Annotated in this window: 17 protein-coding genes; 4 read left to right on the plus strand and 13 right to left on the minus strand. The window is 52.9% G+C overall.

All coding sequences use genetic code 11. The annotated features are described in order from the left end of the window. Positions 1–138 precede the first annotated feature (138 nt). The 6 genes from dnaK to VLH40_10420 form a co-directional block, all read right to left on the minus strand. A complete protein-coding gene (gene dnaK / locus VLH40_10395; protein ID HSV32408.1) occupies positions 139–2,061 on the minus strand; it encodes a molecular chaperone DnaK in 1,923 nt (640 codons plus the stop codon). 20 nt (positions 2,062–2,081) lie between these two features. After that, a complete protein-coding gene (locus VLH40_10400; protein ID HSV32409.1) occupies positions 2,082–2,675 on the minus strand; it encodes a nucleotide exchange factor GrpE in 594 nt (197 codons plus the stop codon). An 83-nt stretch (positions 2,676–2,758) separates the two neighbouring features. Then, positions 2,759–5,272 carry an ATP-binding protein gene (locus tag VLH40_10405; GenBank protein HSV32410.1) on the minus strand — a complete coding sequence of 838 codons (2,514 nt, stop codon included), beginning with the start codon at positions 5,270–5,272 and terminating at the stop codon, positions 2,759–2,761. A gap of 91 nt (positions 5,273–5,363) precedes the next feature. Beyond that, positions 5,364–6,143 (minus strand): UPF0280 family protein, encoded by a 780-nt coding sequence (locus tag VLH40_10410; protein HSV32411.1) that lies wholly within the window; start codon positions 6,141–6,143, stop codon positions 5,364–5,366. A gap of 7 nt (positions 6,144–6,150) precedes the next feature. Further along, positions 6,151–6,561 carry an NIL domain-containing protein gene (locus tag VLH40_10415; GenBank protein HSV32412.1) on the minus strand — a complete coding sequence of 137 codons (411 nt, stop codon included), beginning with the start codon at positions 6,559–6,561 and terminating at the stop codon, positions 6,151–6,153. Between the two features lie 5 nt (positions 6,562–6,566). Beyond that, the gene (locus VLH40_10420; protein HSV32413.1) at positions 6,567–7,799 is read right to left on the minus strand and encodes a homocysteine biosynthesis protein; all 1,233 of its coding nucleotides are present in this window, start codon (positions 7,797–7,799) and stop codon (positions 6,567–6,569) included. A 790-nt stretch (positions 7,800–8,589) separates the two neighbouring features. Here VLH40_10420 and VLH40_10425 point away from each other — a divergent pair. After that, on the plus strand, positions 8,590–8,838 hold the full coding sequence (locus tag VLH40_10425; protein ID HSV32414.1) for a hypothetical protein: 249 nt from the start codon (positions 8,590–8,592) through the stop codon (positions 8,836–8,838). A 187-nt stretch (positions 8,839–9,025) separates the two neighbouring features. On the opposite strand, the gene VLH40_10430 is transcribed toward VLH40_10425, so the two are convergent. From VLH40_10430 to fabZ, 6 genes are read right to left on the minus strand one after another with little or no spacing between them, the layout of a single operon-like run. Beyond that, positions 9,026–9,745, minus strand: a complete 720-nt coding sequence (locus tag VLH40_10430) for a polysaccharide deacetylase family protein (GenBank protein ID HSV32415.1) — start codon at positions 9,743–9,745, stop codon at positions 9,026–9,028. Then, entirely contained in the window at positions 9,742–10,074 is a 333-nt protein-coding gene (gene trxA, locus VLH40_10435) for a thioredoxin (protein HSV32416.1), read from the minus strand. The genes VLH40_10430 and trxA overlap by 4 nt, the downstream gene beginning before the upstream one ends. Before the next feature lie 2 nt (positions 10,075–10,076). After that, complete coding sequence (plsY, locus tag VLH40_10440) at positions 10,077–10,676, minus strand: glycerol-3-phosphate 1-O-acyltransferase PlsY (protein HSV32417.1); 600 nt, start codon at positions 10,674–10,676, stop codon at positions 10,077–10,079. Between the two features lie 3 nt (positions 10,677–10,679). After that, entirely contained in the window at positions 10,680–11,921 is a 1,242-nt protein-coding gene (gene fabF / locus VLH40_10445) for a beta-ketoacyl-ACP synthase II (GenBank protein ID HSV32418.1), read from the minus strand. Between the two features lie 15 nt (positions 11,922–11,936). Further along, positions 11,937–12,920, minus strand: coding sequence for a beta-ketoacyl-ACP synthase III (locus VLH40_10450; GenBank protein HSV32419.1), 984 nt, complete (start codon positions 12,918–12,920; stop codon positions 11,937–11,939). Next, the gene (gene fabZ / locus VLH40_10455; protein ID HSV32420.1) at positions 12,917–13,360 is read right to left on the minus strand and encodes a 3-hydroxyacyl-ACP dehydratase FabZ; all 444 of its coding nucleotides are present in this window, start codon (positions 13,358–13,360) and stop codon (positions 12,917–12,919) included. The genes VLH40_10450 and fabZ overlap by 4 nt, the downstream gene beginning before the upstream one ends. Before the next feature lie 271 nt (positions 13,361–13,631). On the opposite strand from fabZ, the gene VLH40_10460 reads away from it, so the two are divergent. Beyond that, on the plus strand, positions 13,632–14,828 hold the full coding sequence (locus tag VLH40_10460; protein HSV32421.1) for a SurA N-terminal domain-containing protein: 1,197 nt from the start codon (positions 13,632–13,634) through the stop codon (positions 14,826–14,828). Positions 14,829–14,896: 68 nt separating this feature from the next. Further along, on the plus strand, positions 14,897–16,096 hold the full coding sequence (locus VLH40_10465) for a VanW family protein (GenBank protein ID HSV32422.1): 1,200 nt from the start codon (positions 14,897–14,899) through the stop codon (positions 16,094–16,096). 91 nt (positions 16,097–16,187) lie between these two features. Here VLH40_10465 and VLH40_10470 read toward each other — a convergent pair whose 3' ends face one another. After that, the gene (locus VLH40_10470) at positions 16,188–16,787 is read right to left on the minus strand and encodes a hypothetical protein (protein HSV32423.1); all 600 of its coding nucleotides are present in this window, start codon (positions 16,785–16,787) and stop codon (positions 16,188–16,190) included. 64 nt (positions 16,788–16,851) lie between these two features. Between VLH40_10470 and VLH40_10475 the strand changes: the two genes are divergently transcribed. After that, a complete protein-coding gene (locus tag VLH40_10475) occupies positions 16,852–17,247 on the plus strand; it encodes an OsmC family protein (protein HSV32424.1) in 396 nt (131 codons plus the stop codon). Positions 17,248–17,357: the final 110 nt, after the last annotated feature.

A 17,357-nucleotide genomic window follows, 5' to 3' on the forward strand; every position in this document is an offset into this window, starting at 1 on the left:
AGATCCACACTTCATGTATTATACCGCTAAGAGGCAAGAGTTGGTCAATGTCCCTCTTGGTACAGGATAGTACGCTTGGTTGACGTCAAGCCCCGGACTTCCAATCGGAGCCGGTAAGCCGGGGCCGCTGGTTTTGATTTACTTGTTTTCCTCATCGACGACCCGGTAGTCAGCGTCGACAACATTCTCGTCCTCACGCGACCCTGCTCCGCCGGAGGGCCGTTCCCCGGCACCACCTGCGGTAGATCCGGACGAGGCGGTTTTCTGATACAGTTCCTGAGCCATGGCATGGGCAACGTTTTGAAGTTCCTCGGTCTTCCGCCGGATATCGGGAATGTCTGATCCCCGCAGAGCTTCCCGGAGATCTTTAACCGCACTCTCCACCCGGGATTTCGTTTCCGGCGACACATTACCCCCGGATTCGCGTAGTGTTTTCTCCGCTGAATAGGCTAGATTATCGGCCTGATTCTTTGCTCCGACTTCTTCCTTTTTTCGCCGGTCTTCTTCGGCGTGAATTTCCGACTCCCGGATCATCCGCTCGATATCTTCTCTGTTCAAACCGCTGGAGGCCTTGATGGTAATCGCCTGTTCCCGCCCCGTCGCGGTATCCTTCGCCGACACGTGCAGGATACCGTCGGCATCGATATCGAACTTAACCTCGACCTGCGGAACTCCCCGGGGAGCCGAGGGAATGCCGGTCAACTGGAACCGTCCCAGGGAAACGTTGTCTGGTGCCATCGGTCGTTCCCCCTGCAGGACATGGATTTCCACGGTGGTCTGGCTGTCGGCGGCTGTCGTAAATACCTGGCTCTTGGAAACCGGAACCGTCGTGTTCCGTTCGATGATTTTGGTGTAAACAGCGCCCATGGTCTCGATACCCAGAGAAAGCGGCGTGACGTCGAGAAGCAGGACATCCTTGACGTCCCCCTTCAACACCCCGCCCTGAATCGCCGCGCCGATAGCGACCACCTCGTCCGGGTTGACCCCTTTCCGGGGTTCTTTTTTGAAAATCTGCTCGACAATCTCCTGAACCTTGGGCATTCTGGTCATGCCCCCCACAAGGACAACCTCGTTGATTTTATCCGGCTTCAAGTCAGCGTCCCGCAGGGCAGCCTCACATGGACTCATGGTCCGCTCGATAAGATCCATGGTCAGTTGTTCGAGCTTACCCCGGGTCAGAGTCATGACCAGATGTTTCGGACCGCTCGCGTCCGCGGTGATGAACGGCAGATTGATTTCAGTCTGGACCGAGCTGGAAAGCTCCATCTTAGCCTTCTCCGCAGCTTCCTTCAGACGCTGCAACGCCATTTGGTCCCCCCGCAAATCAATCCCCTGATCTTTGCGGAACTCTTCAATAATATGGTTCATCACCCGCTGGTCGAAATCGTCACCGCCCAGGAACGTGTCACCCGAGGTTGATTTAACCTCGAAAACCCCTTCGCCGATTTCCAAAATGGAAACGTCGAACGTACCTCCGCCCAGGTCGTACACCGTGATCGTTTCTTCCTTCCCCTTCCCCAAACCGTAGGCCAGGGAGGCGGCCGTCGGTTCGTTGATGATCCGCTTGACTTCAAGGCCGGCAATTTTTCCGGCGTCTTTCGTCGCCTGGCGCTGGCTGTCGTTGAAGTATGCCGGAACGGTAATCACCGCTTCGGTGATTTTCTCCCCCAGATAATCCTCCGCATCTTCTTTGAGCTTCCGAAGGATCATCGCTGAGATCTCGGGCGGGGTATAGCTCTTATCACCGATCTTCACCGCAACTTCGCCGTGTTTTCCGGGAACGATTTCATAGGGAAGCACCTTTTTCGCCTTGCTGATCTCCTCATCCTCATAGCGTCGTCCCATGAGCCGCTTGATGGAGAAAACCGTATTGCGGGGGTTCGTAATGGCCTGACGTTTTGCGAGTTGCCCGACCAGAATTTCACCGTTTTTCGCAAAAGCGACGATGGACGGCGTCAACCGCGATCCCTCTTTGTTGGGTATGATAACCGGCTGTCCACCTTCCATGTAGGAAACAGCCGAGTTGGTTGTGCCCAGATCAATACCGATCACTCGTGCCATAATTTCCGACCTCCTTCTTCTCAGGCGAATTTATCCACGTCGCTTCGATTGACCTTGACCTGTGCCGCTCGAAGCATTTCTTCGTGAAATAGATATCCCTTGCGAATTTCCTCCACCACTGCATAGTCCTCATGACCGGGCGAGGAAACCATCATCACTGCCTCGTGATACTTGGGATCGAACTTCTCCCCGACCGAAACGGTCGGCCTGACTCCCATCTTTTCCAACGTATTCATCATCTTTCGGTAAATCAATTCAAAACCTTCCAGGAACAAGAGACCTGCCGCGTGTTTCCGGCTCTCCTCAAGCGCTTTTTCCATGTCATCGACCAGGGGTAAAAACTGAACAATCAAGTCTCGGTTCGCCCCCTGGATGAAATTCTGACGGTTCTGGATCTCCCGCTTTTGGAAATTTTCAAAATCAGCCTTCAACCGCTTTAGATTATCAAGATATTCATCGGCTTTGCGCCGGTTCTCTTCGGATATTCTCTGTTGTTCCTCGAGCGCTTTTCTCAAATCGTCTATATCCGCTCGCACCTGTGTCTCTTCGTTTTCAAGTTCCAAAGAAGGTCTCGGAGGCTCATCTCCTGCCAGGTTGAACTTCCCTTCATTCATTTATTTCACCGCCCTTTCCGGACCGCCATTGTGCTGTCTACGTTTTTACCTTCTTCGACTATCAAATTTAATCACCTTGTCATTCATTTGTCAAGTAAGGTCAAAGAAGAGTGATCACTTTTCTCCTCGGCCGGATCCGTATTTTCTTTTTTCTCTTTCTTCTCCTCATCGTTCTTTTCACTGAGCCGGCGAAGAAGCAGTACATTCTCACGAAGACGCCGGTCAATCAGATCATTGAAGGTCTCCGGGTCGTAGTTCCCATCCTCCCGCCGTTCCCCTACGGGCATACCGCTCAGGATTTCCAGAGCTTCGTCCACCGTCCGGACGGCATAGACATGAAAACGCCCCTCCCGGACCGCCTGGACGACCTCTTCTTCGAGCATGAGGTTCCTGACGTTGCTGGTGGGGATGATGACCCCTTGGGTGCCACTCAAGCCCCGTGCCTCACAGGTTTTGAAAAACCCTTCGATTTTTTGGTTTACCCCGCCGACTGGCTGAACCTCGCCTTTCTGGTTGATTGAGCCGGTTACCGCGATATCCTGCCGTAACGGAATGGACACAAGAGATGAAAGAAGGGCACAGGTTTCGGCCAGCGACGCCGAATCTCCTTCGACACCTTCGTACGATTGCTCGAAACATACCGAGCCGGCCAGGGACAGCGGCTTGTTCTGAGCATACCGGTACCCCAGATAGCCTCCCAGAATCATGACCCCCTTGTCATGGATCCGGCCGCTTAAGCGGGACTCCCGTTCAATATTCACAATACCCTGTTTGCCGAGGTAGGTCCGCACAGTGATCCGGGATGGACGTCCGAAACTGTAATCACCCAGATCGGTAACCGACAGGCCGTTGATCTGGCCAGGCACCGCCCCGTCAGTATCAATGAACAGGACGTCTGCGAGTATATATTCTTGAAGTCGCTCTTCGATAAGGCCGTGTCGCCTCCGTTTTTCTTCGATCGCCCTCTGAACATGACTGGCTGAAACCACTTGGGCACTGTCCTGCCGAGACCAAAAATCGGCTTCGATTAAAAGATCCTTAACGGCCCCCAGTCGGGACGTCAGTTTGTTTTGGTCAGAAATCATGCGGGAGGCATATTCGAGAGACTTGGCCACCCCGCCCCGGTCAAAAGGTAAAAGCTTTTCCAAATCGCAACACGCTTTGACAAAGCAGGCATAACTGGATAGGATCGAGTCGGTACGAAGAATCTGGGTATCAAAATCGGCTTTGACTTTAAAAAGATCACGAAATTCTTCATCGTAAAACGTGAGCAGGCGGTAGAGAAGGTCATCGGCGATGAGTACCACTTTAACCTGAAAAGGCAAAGGGTCCGGTTTCAACCCTTGAGGGGCGATCAACCCATATTGTTCCCAGGGGTCTTCCATTTTCAACTCACCGGTTTTCAAGACTCGTTTCAAGCCATCCCATACACCGGGATTAACAATAAGATCACGAAAATACATGATTATATACCCGCCGTTAGCCTGGTGCAGCGCCCCGCTCTTCAGCATGGTATGGTCACTGAAATAGGTCCCCATGAACGCCCGCCGTTCAATTCGGCCGAAGAGATTGCTCCAGTTCGGGTGGTTTTCCTGAATGATCGGTGGCTGAGTACGTTCGGCATTGTCGACAAACACATTCACCCTGAAGGGATTGAATGGGTCCTGGATACGCTGGAAGGCCGCCGTCTGGGGATGCTGTGCCTGAGATTCCGGCGATTCCCGAAACAAGTGGATAAACGAAAGGGTGAAATCCTGGAGGCGGTTCAGAAAAGACCGGACTTCAGGCGAAGCGGAGTATTTTTCAGAAAACGCGACAAAAACCGGCGTAATGGAAAGACCCGCTACTTTCCGGTCGAGCTCCGCCACCTGGTTCTTCAGTTCAGACTCCAGAAGGTGCACGTTTTCAAAAGCTTTATTGATCCGGCTGAGCAGGGCCTGCCGGTGGTTCTCGATATCTTCTTTCTCGGCATCATCAAGAGCCACGTATTGCTCCTGAGTCATGGCCTTACCCTCGCGCATGGGCACCAGGATCGGACCAATGGAAGTCATACGAAAAGCAAAGCCCCCATCAGAGGCTTGTTTTTCCAGGTCCTGAATTGCCTGCCGGTGTCGGCGCTGGTGTTCGTCGATCAGCAGTTGCTTTTGATTTTTGTAATCATCGCTGGCAAAAGTCTTAGAAATGACCTCCTTTAAATTTTTCAGTAAAGCGTCGGTATCGGCAGCAAACAATTTCCCTTCCCCGGCTTTCAGTCGGAGGCCGTTTGGACAGTCTGGGTTATCGAAATTAAATATATAACACCAATCATACAGGGGGAAGCTTTCCCCGTCGGTGATTTTTTTTTGGATCAGGCTTTCGATGGAACTCTTCACGGCCGTCGCCCGTCCACTGCCGGACAAGCCGGTCACAAAAATATTGTATCCTGTCCGATGAATGTTCAAACCAAAATCAATTGCCCGTAACGCTCGATCCTGTCCGATGAACTGCTCGAGCGGCTCGACACTGTTCGTACAATCGAAACCGAACTGTTCCGGGTCGCAAAACCAGCGAAGCTGATTTGGATCTAAGCGGTATCTTGCCGTATCGATCGTCATCATTATCCGTCGACTCCTTATTCAATTTTCTCATGCGCGTTTCTGCCGGTATTCTATCGCAACAGGGGAAAATAATGCAAAGATGTCCTTCGGTTCACAATGAATTCATAGGGAAGAAGTTGGCCGGATTATCCCAGCCGCTGTAATCCACTTCGGTCAATTGAACAGCTCCCCACACCCCCAGGCGGTCATGATAACAGACCACCACACCCTCCATTTCCGGGAAACGGGCCGAAAATTCCAAGATTCGTTGGATATCTCCATCCGTTTTCACTTCGTTCGCGAGCCTGGTAGCCCAGGCATCAGCCAAAGCCGAGGAAGCGGCCAGGACCGTGACCGAATCGGCCTGTCCGAAGCTGAACGACGGACCCACCACTCCTGAGGAGGTGGCCACGCCCCAGTACCGTCCGGGCGGGAGAACGATACCCAGTTTGTCCCGAAAAGGCGATCGTTTTCCGGTATACACACCGACAACCCGCTCCCGTTTCGAGTACACTAAAAGATCACCACCGTTTTCCAGGATCAATTCACCAAAGGTCGTCCCGAACAGCGACCCAATCCGGTCGTTCATCGCTCCGGCAACCGCGGCCATGGGACCCACTCCGGCCAGAAAAGACATGCGGGACATCAGGCGTACGACAGGCGGGGCTTCGGGAAAAACACCGCGGGGAATCAGGGTGTTTTGAAAAAAGGGATCCACCGTCAAATACCGGAGAAGAGCCTCTCTTTCCCGGCGGAGCTGATCACGAACCAGACTGGAAATGTCCCTTTGGGCGAGAACAAAAATGTCACTCTCTCCCTCTCTGACTATAAAGGCGTGGAGGCCGGCTCCTCTCAGTCGGTCCCGGTAAAACCGGCGCTCATACAGGGCCATCGAACATTTAGATTAACGCTTCCATAGCGTGGGTAGGACAGGACAGTATACATATTTCACAGGCGATGCACTGCTTTTCTTCAAAGCTGACGAGATATGACTCCCGATCGCACGTGAGCGCTCCGGTCGGGCAAACGCCGACACAGGCTCCACAATGAAAACAGCGTTCTTCGATTTTCCGGATATCCTGGCTGAGCGCCTCGATCCCCAGTCCTTTATCCGCAAGATAACGGAGTCCCTCCTCCTGCCGGTCCGGTTCTCCGACTATCTCCAGAAGCATCAACCCTTCCCGGTGCGGAGAGATCGATGCCCGAAGGATATTGAAAACCAGCCCGAATTTCAATGACAGTTCGCATACCAAGGGTTGGTTAGCTGCCTGCGGGGGGAAACGCAACACCACCTTCCGTGAACTGGTCATCCGATTCACCTCCTGATCGCCGTCTGATGATGATTGGCCGGCCGTTCCGTCAGATTACGAAAAATTACGCCGGATTCAGGTCCAGGCAGTAAGGCAACCGGTCGGCTGAGCTGAAACGACCCTGCCTGTATCCATGATTTCAGGATATTGGCTATCTCACGGGCTTTGCTATAGCTCGACAAGGGGGATGCGGCTATTTCCTTGCCGGCCAGGGTAAACCGGCCGGTCCTGAGTTGAGCATAGCTGACATAGCCAAGCATTTCACCGGTCCCATTGGGATATGCGTCGCTGTAATCGATCACCGGCGCCAGGATATCCTCATCGGCGATGGCGCAATGGTTTAACGTTTCTTCGTCCAGGACCGGGATCGGAACGCCTATACCCAGGGCCAGCGAACAGCCATAACCCCGCAGGCTGACCCCCCACAGCCAGTCAGAATGCATGCCTTTCATATCTCCCGCCACCGCGAGTGTTCCCGCTCCGCTCAACGGAACACCCTTTTCATTTCTTTTCACTCCCGGATTGTGCTGAGTTCCCTGCCAGCTGACATAGCCAGTCCCCCCTCCGAGGAAAATTCTCGTCCCAATCCCAATGATTCGGTAATATGGATCCTTGAGAAGGGGACTGAGTTGTCCGGCCGAAGAAAACCCGGCATTGCCCAGGTTGGGAAGCAATACACCCATATAGGTAAAGAGCGTCCGGTCAGAACAGTTGACCGCTACATTGTAATTTTGATAGGCATTACGAGGATTGTAAAGATAGGCTTGGTTTAAATCTTTCAGGGCAATCCAGGTTGACAATGTCCGGCGGGGGTAGCAATCCGTGCCATATCCAAAGGCTTCCAGGTGAACGTCTTTTCCGGCCACCAGATCGGCAATGACGTGTGCACCACCATATTTAAACTCTCCGGGGTGGACCTTGTTCAGTGGATCGTCTTTGGCCGGCTGAGTCGCCCCGATATAGAGGTCAACCGCGGCCAGACCTCCATAGGCCGCCACACCGTTCAAGAAGGCTTCGCTGATTTTCATGCGCGGCTTGGTATGACCGACATTCAAAAAGGCACCGGAAGAACACATAATTCCAAATGTCCCACTGGTGACGACGTCAACCTCTCTGGCTACCCGCTCCAATCCTTTCTGCCGAACCAGGCCGATCGCTTCTTCGGCGGTGACCACCACCGCCTTTCCCCGTTTGACCTTTTCGTTGATTTCCTCATATGTACGCAATGTTTCCCCCAACAGTCATCCCTCCCCATCGGAAGCCTGAAAATAAAATCCCCCTCGTCCCAGGGACGAGGGGGATTTGCTCATCCCCTTTTCAACCAAAGCCATACATTTTTTCGTTAGTCTTAGCATAGTAGTATAGACTCCCTCTCGTGGGCCTGTCAACCAGTGTGCGGCTCTACTTTATATTGTGTGGAAAAGAATATCAAAAAAACTTATGGTGGTAAGGACCCCGGAACAGAAAATTAAAGGGAAGGAGGTCTTACCAGCATGGTCAGAGGCCAAGATGATGGTACCACAATCCTGCTCGGACTTAAAGATTACAAAGTGGGGGGAGGTCTGGGGAGGGGAGGAGAAGGTGGTAGCAAAGACAGAGGTTAAGCTTCACCGAGGGGTGCCATACCAAGATTAAGATGCTAAAACGGGCATCCTGTGGCTTGAGAAACGTGAAGGTCTACTGGAGAAAAATGCTTTTGGGGTTTGTACCATCTCGAAGCTATTTCCCCACAACTTGACAAAAGAGCCCCAGTGTGCCCGGCGGAAAATAACGCTCCTCCGGCTGAGACGCCCGGCTGATTGTTTTTGACCCCCCCCCAATGTATAATTGAAAACGAAGGAGTACTCCGCCGCTGCGCTTTGACCTGGCGGAATGGGAAAAAACGAGCTGTCAGACTGTGAAAAACAAACAGGCATTTAGGTTGTAGAGGGTTAGCCTGTTAGGTAAAAAAAGGATAATTGTTTTGGTCGTACCTAACCGCCTAAATCGCTAAACCGCTACAGCCTGTATTTCCGGGAGGTGAACTGTATGGCACGCAAGCTTTTAATTATCAAGATTGAAGCCCGCTCGAACCAGGCACCGAAAGTCCAGGAGGCTCTGACCAAACATGGATGTGTTATCCGGACCCGGTTGGGAATTCATGAAGTGTCGACGGATTTTTGCTCAGAAGATGGGCTGGTGATCCTGGAACTTCTGGATAACAAGGAATCGATCATGAAACTCAAGGCGGATCTGGAAACCATGGAGAAAGTCACCCCTCATTACCTGGAAATCTGATAAAAAAAACGTTCACCGTAGGAGAGAGGCTGGTGTCATCTGTCGTCAATGCTCCGTCCTCTCTCCCCCCACCGCACAGGACAAGTCGGCCCCGCGACTGCCGGACCCCCGGCTTCAAAGCCTTTCCCCTTTATCTCTTTTTACGAATAATCATTAATCGGGGTCCTGGAAAAAGCGTCTGGATCTCTCAATAACGAAAGAGTTCGGAGGCCGGGACTATACTGTAGCCCTGATTGAGAAGTCCTTCGATAATCAGAGGGAGCGCTTCCACGGTCTGGGGAAGATCGTGAAGAAGAATGACCGAACCGGGCCGGGTCTGTTGCAAAACATTTTCTACGATTACAGCGCTCTCTCCCCGTAATGCCCAATCACGAGAATCCACGTCCCAGAGCATGATACTGTACCCCCTCCGGCCGCTGGCCTCTTTCACCGTTTCAGTGATCACTCCTCCCGGTGGTCGAAAGTAAAGAGGAATCCTGCCGCTGACATTCACAATCGCTTTTTCAGCCCGTTCAATATCCCGCTCCAGTTCTTCGAGGGTTGCTCCAGAGACACAGAGATGTAAATAGGTATGATTCCCTAAGTCGTGCCCGGCCTGGACTATTCTCGACACTAGACTGGCATGCCGGGACACCTGGCTTCCAATCAGGAAAAAAGTCGCCCGGACCCGATACCGGTCAAGTATCCGAAGAATCTCATCTGTCTGCCGGTTGGGCCCGTCGTCGAAGGTCAAGGTTACCATTTTTCTCGAACGAGCCTGGTTCCAGATCAAGCGGGTTCTGTTATATCCGTAGACTTTGCTCTCATCAACGACCAGAGCCCGGACGGGTTCCCCGGGCCACCAATCGGTCAAGATGATTCCCAGGAAGAACAGGATAAACCCGAAAGCAGACGAGTATCTTCTCACGTCTTAGTCAGCGTTTTAATTTTCCCCTCGATCGTCGTCTTCGGCACATATCCTACGATCCGGTCTCGTTCCTGGCCTCCCTGGAAAATTATGAGGGTCGGTATAGCGCTAATCCCATAACGTCCGGCTATCTCCGAAACCTCATCGGTGTTGAGTTTGCAGACCTTGACTTTGCCAGCCCACTCTTGGGCCACCTCTTCCAGGACCGGGGCCATCATCCGGCAGGGCATACACCAGGAGGCCCAAAAATCGACCAGGACCGGAGAGTCCGATTGCAGTACTTCCCGTTCAAAATCCTCTTGACCCAGTTCATGAACCAATCCAGCCATGATTATTCACTCTCCCCTTTTTGTCCAATCTTGAGTTCCTTGCCCTGGTACAATCGCCTCAGGTTTTCCTTGTGCCTGAGAAACACAAGTCCTCCGGTCAATATTCCCCACCAAATCGCTGTGGATTTTTCCTGGAACACGTACAGGAACACCGGCATAAGGATGGCCCCCATCAATGAGCCCAAGGATGAATATCGGCTGACGGCAACGGTCAGAATCCAGCTCAGAAAACAGATGATTCCCGTCGGCCAAGAGAGATAAAAAACCACTCCCAGGGTTGTCGCAACCCCTTTCCCCCCCTTGAAACCAAGAAAACACGACCAATTATGACCCACAACGATAAGCAAAACCGCCGCCAGCCACAGATACGGGTCGGGAACAAAACGAGTTGCAAGATAGGCCCCAACAAAACCTTTCAGGGCGTCACAGACTCCGGAAAGTACACCGGGAGCGAAGCCGGCAACCCGGAAAAGATTTGTGGCTCCAATATTTCCGCTCCCATATTTTCTGATATCCACGCCCCGGACCAGCCAGCCGAGAAGAAGCCCAAAAGGTAGGGACCCTATCAGGTAGTTAACCGGTAAAACCCACCAGGCCGACATGTTTCAGGCCTCGCATCGGCGAAAAATCAGGGTTCCGTTATGTCCGCCGAAACCGAAGGAATTGGACAGGGCATTGCGGATCCGGAGTTTCACCGCTCGAAGTGGCGTATAATTCAAATCACATTCGGGATCCTGGTCCTCAAGGTTGATCGTGGGAGGAATGATCCCGTGGTAGATTGCGAAAATGGTGGCCGCCGCCTCGAGGGCACCTCCCGCTCCCAGGAGATGTCCGGTCATCGATTTCGTCGACGAAACATGCAGGCGGTCAGCCCATTTCCCGAATGTTTTTTTGATGGCCATGGTTTCCATTCGGTCATTGAGCGGCGTTGAAGTCCCATGGGCATTGATATAATCCACGTCCTCAGGTCTGATCCCGGCATCCAGGAGAGCGAGGATCATGGCTCGTGCGGCACCAAGCCCTTCCGGATCGGGTGCGGTAATATGGAACGCATCACAGGTTGAGGCATACCCGGTGACCCGGCAATACGCCTTTGCGCCCCTCATACGGGCAAATTCTTCTTCTTCGAGAATGAGCGCAGCCGCTCCCTCAGACATAATAAATCCGTCCCGGCCGGCGTCAAAGGGGCGGGATGCTCTTTGGGGTTCGTCGTTTTTAGTGGAAAGGGCTTTCATGGCGCAAAAACCAGCCAAGGCCAGAGGAGTAATGGATGCTTCCGAGCCGACCGCCACCATCACATCGGCGTCTCCCCGTTGAATGATACGAAAAGCCTGACCAATCGCACTCGTCGAAGCTTCACAGGCGGTTGAGACACAACCGTTTGGTCCCTTCAAGCCGAGTTGCAGCGCCACATTGGCCGCTCCCATGTTGACGATCATCATCGGGATAAAAAAAGGACTTACCTTCTGGGGGTCTCTTTCCAGTAAAACCCGATGCTGTTCTTCAAAGGTATTGATCCCACCGATTCCGGATCCCAGGATGGCCCCAGCCCGATTCCGGTCCATATCATCAAGCACCAAAGCGGCGTCACTTACCGCCATACGTGACGAACAGACGGCAAACTGGGAAAACCGGTCCATCCGGCGCGCATCCTTGCGGGTAAGGAAGTCTTCCGCCCGAAAACCTTTCACTTCACCAGCGATTTGCGTATCGAACGCCGAGGGATCAAAGTTTCTTATCCGATCGATGCCGGACCGCCCTTCCACCAGGGATGTCCAAAATTCATCCTTCCCCAGACCGACGGGACTGATAATACCTATCCCGGTCACTACAACATTTCGATTCAATCGTTCAAACCTCCTTTACCAGCGGATAAGGGCGGAGCCCCAGGTCAGACCTGCTCCAAAACCGACCAGAAGCACAAGGCTACCATCCTGAATTCTCCCCTCCTCGCGGGCTTCACTCAAAGCTATCGGGATGGAAGCCGAAGAGGTGTTCCCGTATTTGTGAACATTGACAAAAATCCGGTCCGGCGAAACGGCCAACCGTTTGGCCGCTGCATGTATAATCCGGATATTGGCCTGGTGCGGAATGAACAGATCGACCACCTCAATGGACATACCGGCCCTACGCAGGACCTCCCGCGAAGCCTCTTCCATGATTCGTACCGCGAACTTGAAGACCTCATTGCCATTCATATGGATAAAGTGCAATCTCTCGGACAGCGTTTCAGAAGAGGCCGGAAAACGGGAACCGCCAGCCGGAAGTTCGAGAAGTCGGCCGCCACTTCCATCGGCACCGAGATAGGTCGCATAAATACCCGGTTCGGAAGCCAAACCCAGAACCGCTGCACCAGCGCCGTCACCAAACAGGACACAAGTCGACCGATCCTGCCAGTCAACGATTTTTGATAGGGTTTCCACGCCAATCACCAGCGCTTTCCGCCCTCCCCCTCCCGTTAAATATTTCTCGGCAATGGAAAGAGCATAGACAAAGCCAGTACACCCCGCTTCCAAATCGAAGCAGGCGGCTTTTCGGGCCCCGATCTCATTTTGGACAAGACAGGCAGTCGCCGGGAACAACATATCCGGTGTGACGGTCGCGACAATAATCAAATCAAGCTCAGACGCATCGATGCCGGCATCTTCGAGAGCTTTTCGACTGGCCGTAACGGCCAAGGCGGAAGCCGGCTCGTCATGAGCGGCGATACGCCGCGCGGCAATGCCGCTTCGCGACGTAATCCATTCATCGCTGGTTTCAACCATCCGTTCCAAATCCCGGTTGGTAAGACACGCTTCCGGGATCCCGGTACCGATCCCCAATATTTTCACGAAACGCTCGTTCAAGCGTTTTCCTCCCCGTTTTCAACCAGGGAAAAGCCAATTTCCCCCTCCACAGCGATCGCCTCACCAACCCGGGCGACGCCTCTGAGCTTTCCAATCTGTCGGCGCATTTTCAAGAGTACTACCTCGATCAGCAGCTGGTCACCGGGTACCACCGGCCGGCGAAACTTGACGTTGTCCAGCGAGGTCAGAAAGGGTATACGGCCAGCGAACTCCTTCATGTTCATCATCATCGTCGCGCCCACCTGGGCCATGCTTTCCAGGATCAACACCCCGGGCATGATCGGTCTTCCGGGAAAATGCCCCTGAAAAAACCATTCATTCATCGTCACGTTCTTCAAGCCAACCGCCCGGCCTTCTTCAAGGGTCAGTATCTTGTCGATAAGGAGAAAGGGGTAGCGGTGAGGGAGAATCGTTTGAATTTGACAAACGTCTATTTCCATTATGACCTCAACCTCCTGGCTGACAACCCTGGTATCGGGATATAAATTATCGTTTCATCAATTTCGTGACCGGACAAAGTTAACCGCCAAAGCCGGCGACGTTACGTGAAGAGTGTCGACCAGCCGGTGAAAACGCCGTATTTCGTCAAGGGGAACATTTTACCAGGAATTTTGGTATTACTGTAACGAATCGGCCCGAAATTGACAAGGGTTCCGGTCTCGGGTAGTATGGAAAAACAAAATCGTTTCCGACTGAGGTGGAAAAAGTATTATGATGAGGAGCATTCGCAAAAATCTCAATGTCATCCTGATCGTCGTTGTGGCGGCGTTCGCTGCGACCATTTTTTATGGGTACGGCGCACGTCAACCCCTCCAACCGGGAGGAGCCGCCAATGCGGCCGCCACGGTCAACAACGCTGCGATCAGCTTTAACGATTTAAATTTAGCTTTTCAAAGCGTCATTGCTCAGTATGATCAGGCTACCCTGAGCGCATTAGACGAAAACGCCATCGTTTTATTACGCAGGATAGTCCTGGAAAACTTGATCAACAACGAATTGCTATATCAGGAAGCCCGGTCTCAGGGTGTCCGCACTACCGATGCCGAAGTAAGCACCCGGATCGACGAACTCCGCACGCAATTTCCATCTCCGGAGGATTGGAACCGTTTCCTGCAATTCCAGAACCTGGACATGCGAACGTTGCGGGAGGCTTTCCGAAGAGAAACGATGATCAGGAAACTATCTGAAACCCTGGGAAGCGACATTGTCATTCCCGACGATGCAGTACGATCGTATTACGATGAAAACCGTGAGCTTTTCACCGTACCGGCCCGTTACTCCCTATCCCAAATCACAGTCCCGACCCGGGAAGAAGCGGATGCCTTACTCACCAAGCTGTACCTCGGTCGTGACTTTTCTGAACTGGCCCTGGAGAACTCCACCGACCCCTTCCGGGAACGAGGGGGTGAGCGGGGTTGGGTTACAGAAACTCTCCTTCCGGAGAATGCCCGAGAGACCATCGCCCTACAGGCCGGACAAAACGGCGGCTTGACGGAACCCATAGAAGGGACCGATGGATTTACCATTTATAAGGTACTTGAATACCAGCCCGGAGAAGAAACCTCCTACGAAGAAGGTCAGGAGCAGATTCGCGATTTTCTCAGAAGAGAACAGGAACAGATCCGGATCAATAACCTCCTCACCGAATTGCGGGGGAAGTCGGAAATCGTCATCTCGGAACTGTTAATCCCAGAAATCGGCGAAGCAGCCGATAGATCCGAAGATCCCTCAGTCGCTCCTGAGGATTCCGAGGCTGAAATCCTGCCGGGGGACGCTTTGGAACTAAGGGTACCGGAAACTACCGAACCGGATCAACAGCCCGAGGCGCTCGATGAGCTCGGTGATGCGCCGGGTGCGCCGATGACCGAAGAGGATCGAGGGCTGGACACCTCTACCCTCCCCGAATAATAGCTACCGGAGCGCGACCGTCTATGACACTGTCTGACAGCAGCACCGGAAGATAGCGGGAGTCTGGATTGAGGAACGTACGACTTCTCCTTATAGTTTGTACTACACTCGGTATCCTTGCGGGTGCCTTGGTTCTGGGAAACCCCTTTCCCGGGGACCGGAAGAATACGGTTCTTGGCAGGAGTCTGCGGGGTCTCAGATCCTCGGAGATCATCCTCTTCCTTCAAATCCTGGAAGAGAAATGGCTGGAAAAGCCGTTTTCTCTTATTCTGGACGGAAAGACTCTTCCCATCGAGAAACAGCGTCTGGGCATTCGCTTTGATATGCCCCGGATGAGGAATACGATCAGGCAAAGCCAGGAAGGGGAAATTTCCCTCCGTCTTCTTTGGGATGAACAGGCAGTCGAAGAACTTTTACGATCGATTGCCGAACAGGCTTATCGCGCACCGGTCGATGCCCGGATGGAAGACTCTGTGATCATTCCCTCTCAACCGGGGCGATCCCTGAATGTCAAAAAGAGCAAATCCAGGCTTAAGGAGGCACTCAGTAACGGCTTCGTAGAAATACCCGTCGAAGATTTCAACGTCCAACAACCCTACCGAACGACCGAAATCCTGATGGTTTCGCTGGGTCTGCCCCATCTCCTCGCCTCCCACACGACATCACTGGCAGGCCGGAATGAGGAAACGTTATTCAATATCCGCAAGGCCAGCAACAGCATCAGTGGCCTCATTCTGGAGCCGGGAGAGGAGTTTTCCTTTAACCAAGTGGTTGGTCCGGCGGAAAAGGAAGATGGGTATCAAAAAGGGTGGATCGTGGTAAGCGGGAGACTGGTTCCCGGGTACGGAGGGGGCATATGCCAGGTTTCTTCCACACTCTTCAATGCCCTGTTGCAAACCGGCGCTAAGGTTCTCGAACGCTCTCCCCACTCCGGGTTTTCCGAAACAACCTCCTATGTCCTGCCGGGTCGTGATGCGGCGGTGAGCTACGGCTTTAAAGACCTGCGGTTTCGTTTCTCAGGTCAGAGAACCGCCATACTCGCCTTGATCCAAGAGGACTCTCTGATCACCGAAGTATGGGGAGAGGAGGAAAACCGGATAAATCGCCGTTTGGAGACCAGCATTGTTGATTTTCTGGAGACAGGACAAGGTGAGGGCTTCCTCTATGTCCGCACCGTCGCGTACCTGAATGAAGAAAAAGAATTCGAATACCATGACCGTTATCGGATTTGTGCCGACCTTGCCCACTCGTTGATTGCGAAACTCTGAAAGACCGAATAAAGAACAAACCAAAGGGCCGGGTCCCGAAGAACCCGCCTTTTGGTTTGTTCTTTTTGTGCCAGCCTGGACGGGTTTCGACTTACCCTCCCCGGGAAATCACTTCAACATCAAAGGTCGGTTTTTGTTGATAGACCTGACCCAGATTAAGATCGAGAAACCAGACATCCTGATCGATCGCACCATCAACGAAGCTGAGAATCTCACCGGGCATATAAGCCTTGATTGTCAGATTGATATTGTGCAAAAACGGCCGGACCGTGGCGGCGGCCCCCAGCTGGTTGATGACCCCTTCCATTTCTGATCCCCTGAGCTGCGCCTGCAGGATGATCAGATCCTGTTCCTTGGTTAATTGAGCGGTACTCCCCAGAAATCGCCGGGTGAATTCCTGAGCCGCCTCCTGGTCGGGAAAATTCCAGACCCAGGCAACGATATACGGTGCGCCGTCTTCCTTGGTCTGGATTTGCACATGTTGCCTTTCCTCGGGAGACAACTTCTGATACTCGTCAACAGCCGCTCTCTTGAGCTGGTTGAATATTGTGTACTCACTCGTCGAAATAGCCAGTCGGGCAGCGGGGATGCTGGCGTTACTATCCACCCGGATAGCGACTTCCACCTGGGCACATCCGGCCAACAACATGACCACACACACGGCGATGACGACGTAAAGAGCTCTCTTCATAACAGCCTCCTAAAAAACACATAGTATAATGGTCACATAATACAGAAACCGGGGGTTAAGGGCAATGGCACAAGTAATTTTAACGGCGGAGGAAGGTAGAATCGCAGCCCGGATCGGAGACAGCACCATATTGTTCAAGAGCAGCGGGGCCGAGAGCCAAACCGGGCACTGGCCCACCCAGTATATCGCCGCCGCCCTGGGCAGTTGTTTCGCCGGAACCGCATTCAAATATGCCGCCACAAAAAATTTTTCCCTTACCAAAGTAACGATTTTTCTCAGTTGGCATCTTGCCTCCGCCCCCGCCCGGATCGGGGGAATCGAGATGCAGGTCACCCTGGAAGGAGACCTCTCCGAGTCGGAAAAAGACCGTATCGTTCAAGCCAGTGAACGGGCCTGTCTGGTGATGAATACCCTTCGCCGGGGGGTCGATGAAATCAAGACAATACGAAAGGATGTTTAGTCCGAAGTTCCCAGGAAACTCGTAAATAAATGCTTTTGTAGCAGGCATTTAGCCCACTTCACAGGGGATTTTTCCGTCTACTGCTTTTCCGGTTCATCTTCAGACCTACG

Source organism: Atribacteraceae bacterium (assembly GCA_035477455.1).
GTDB lineage: Bacteria > Atribacterota > Atribacteria > Atribacterales > Atribacteraceae > DATIKP01.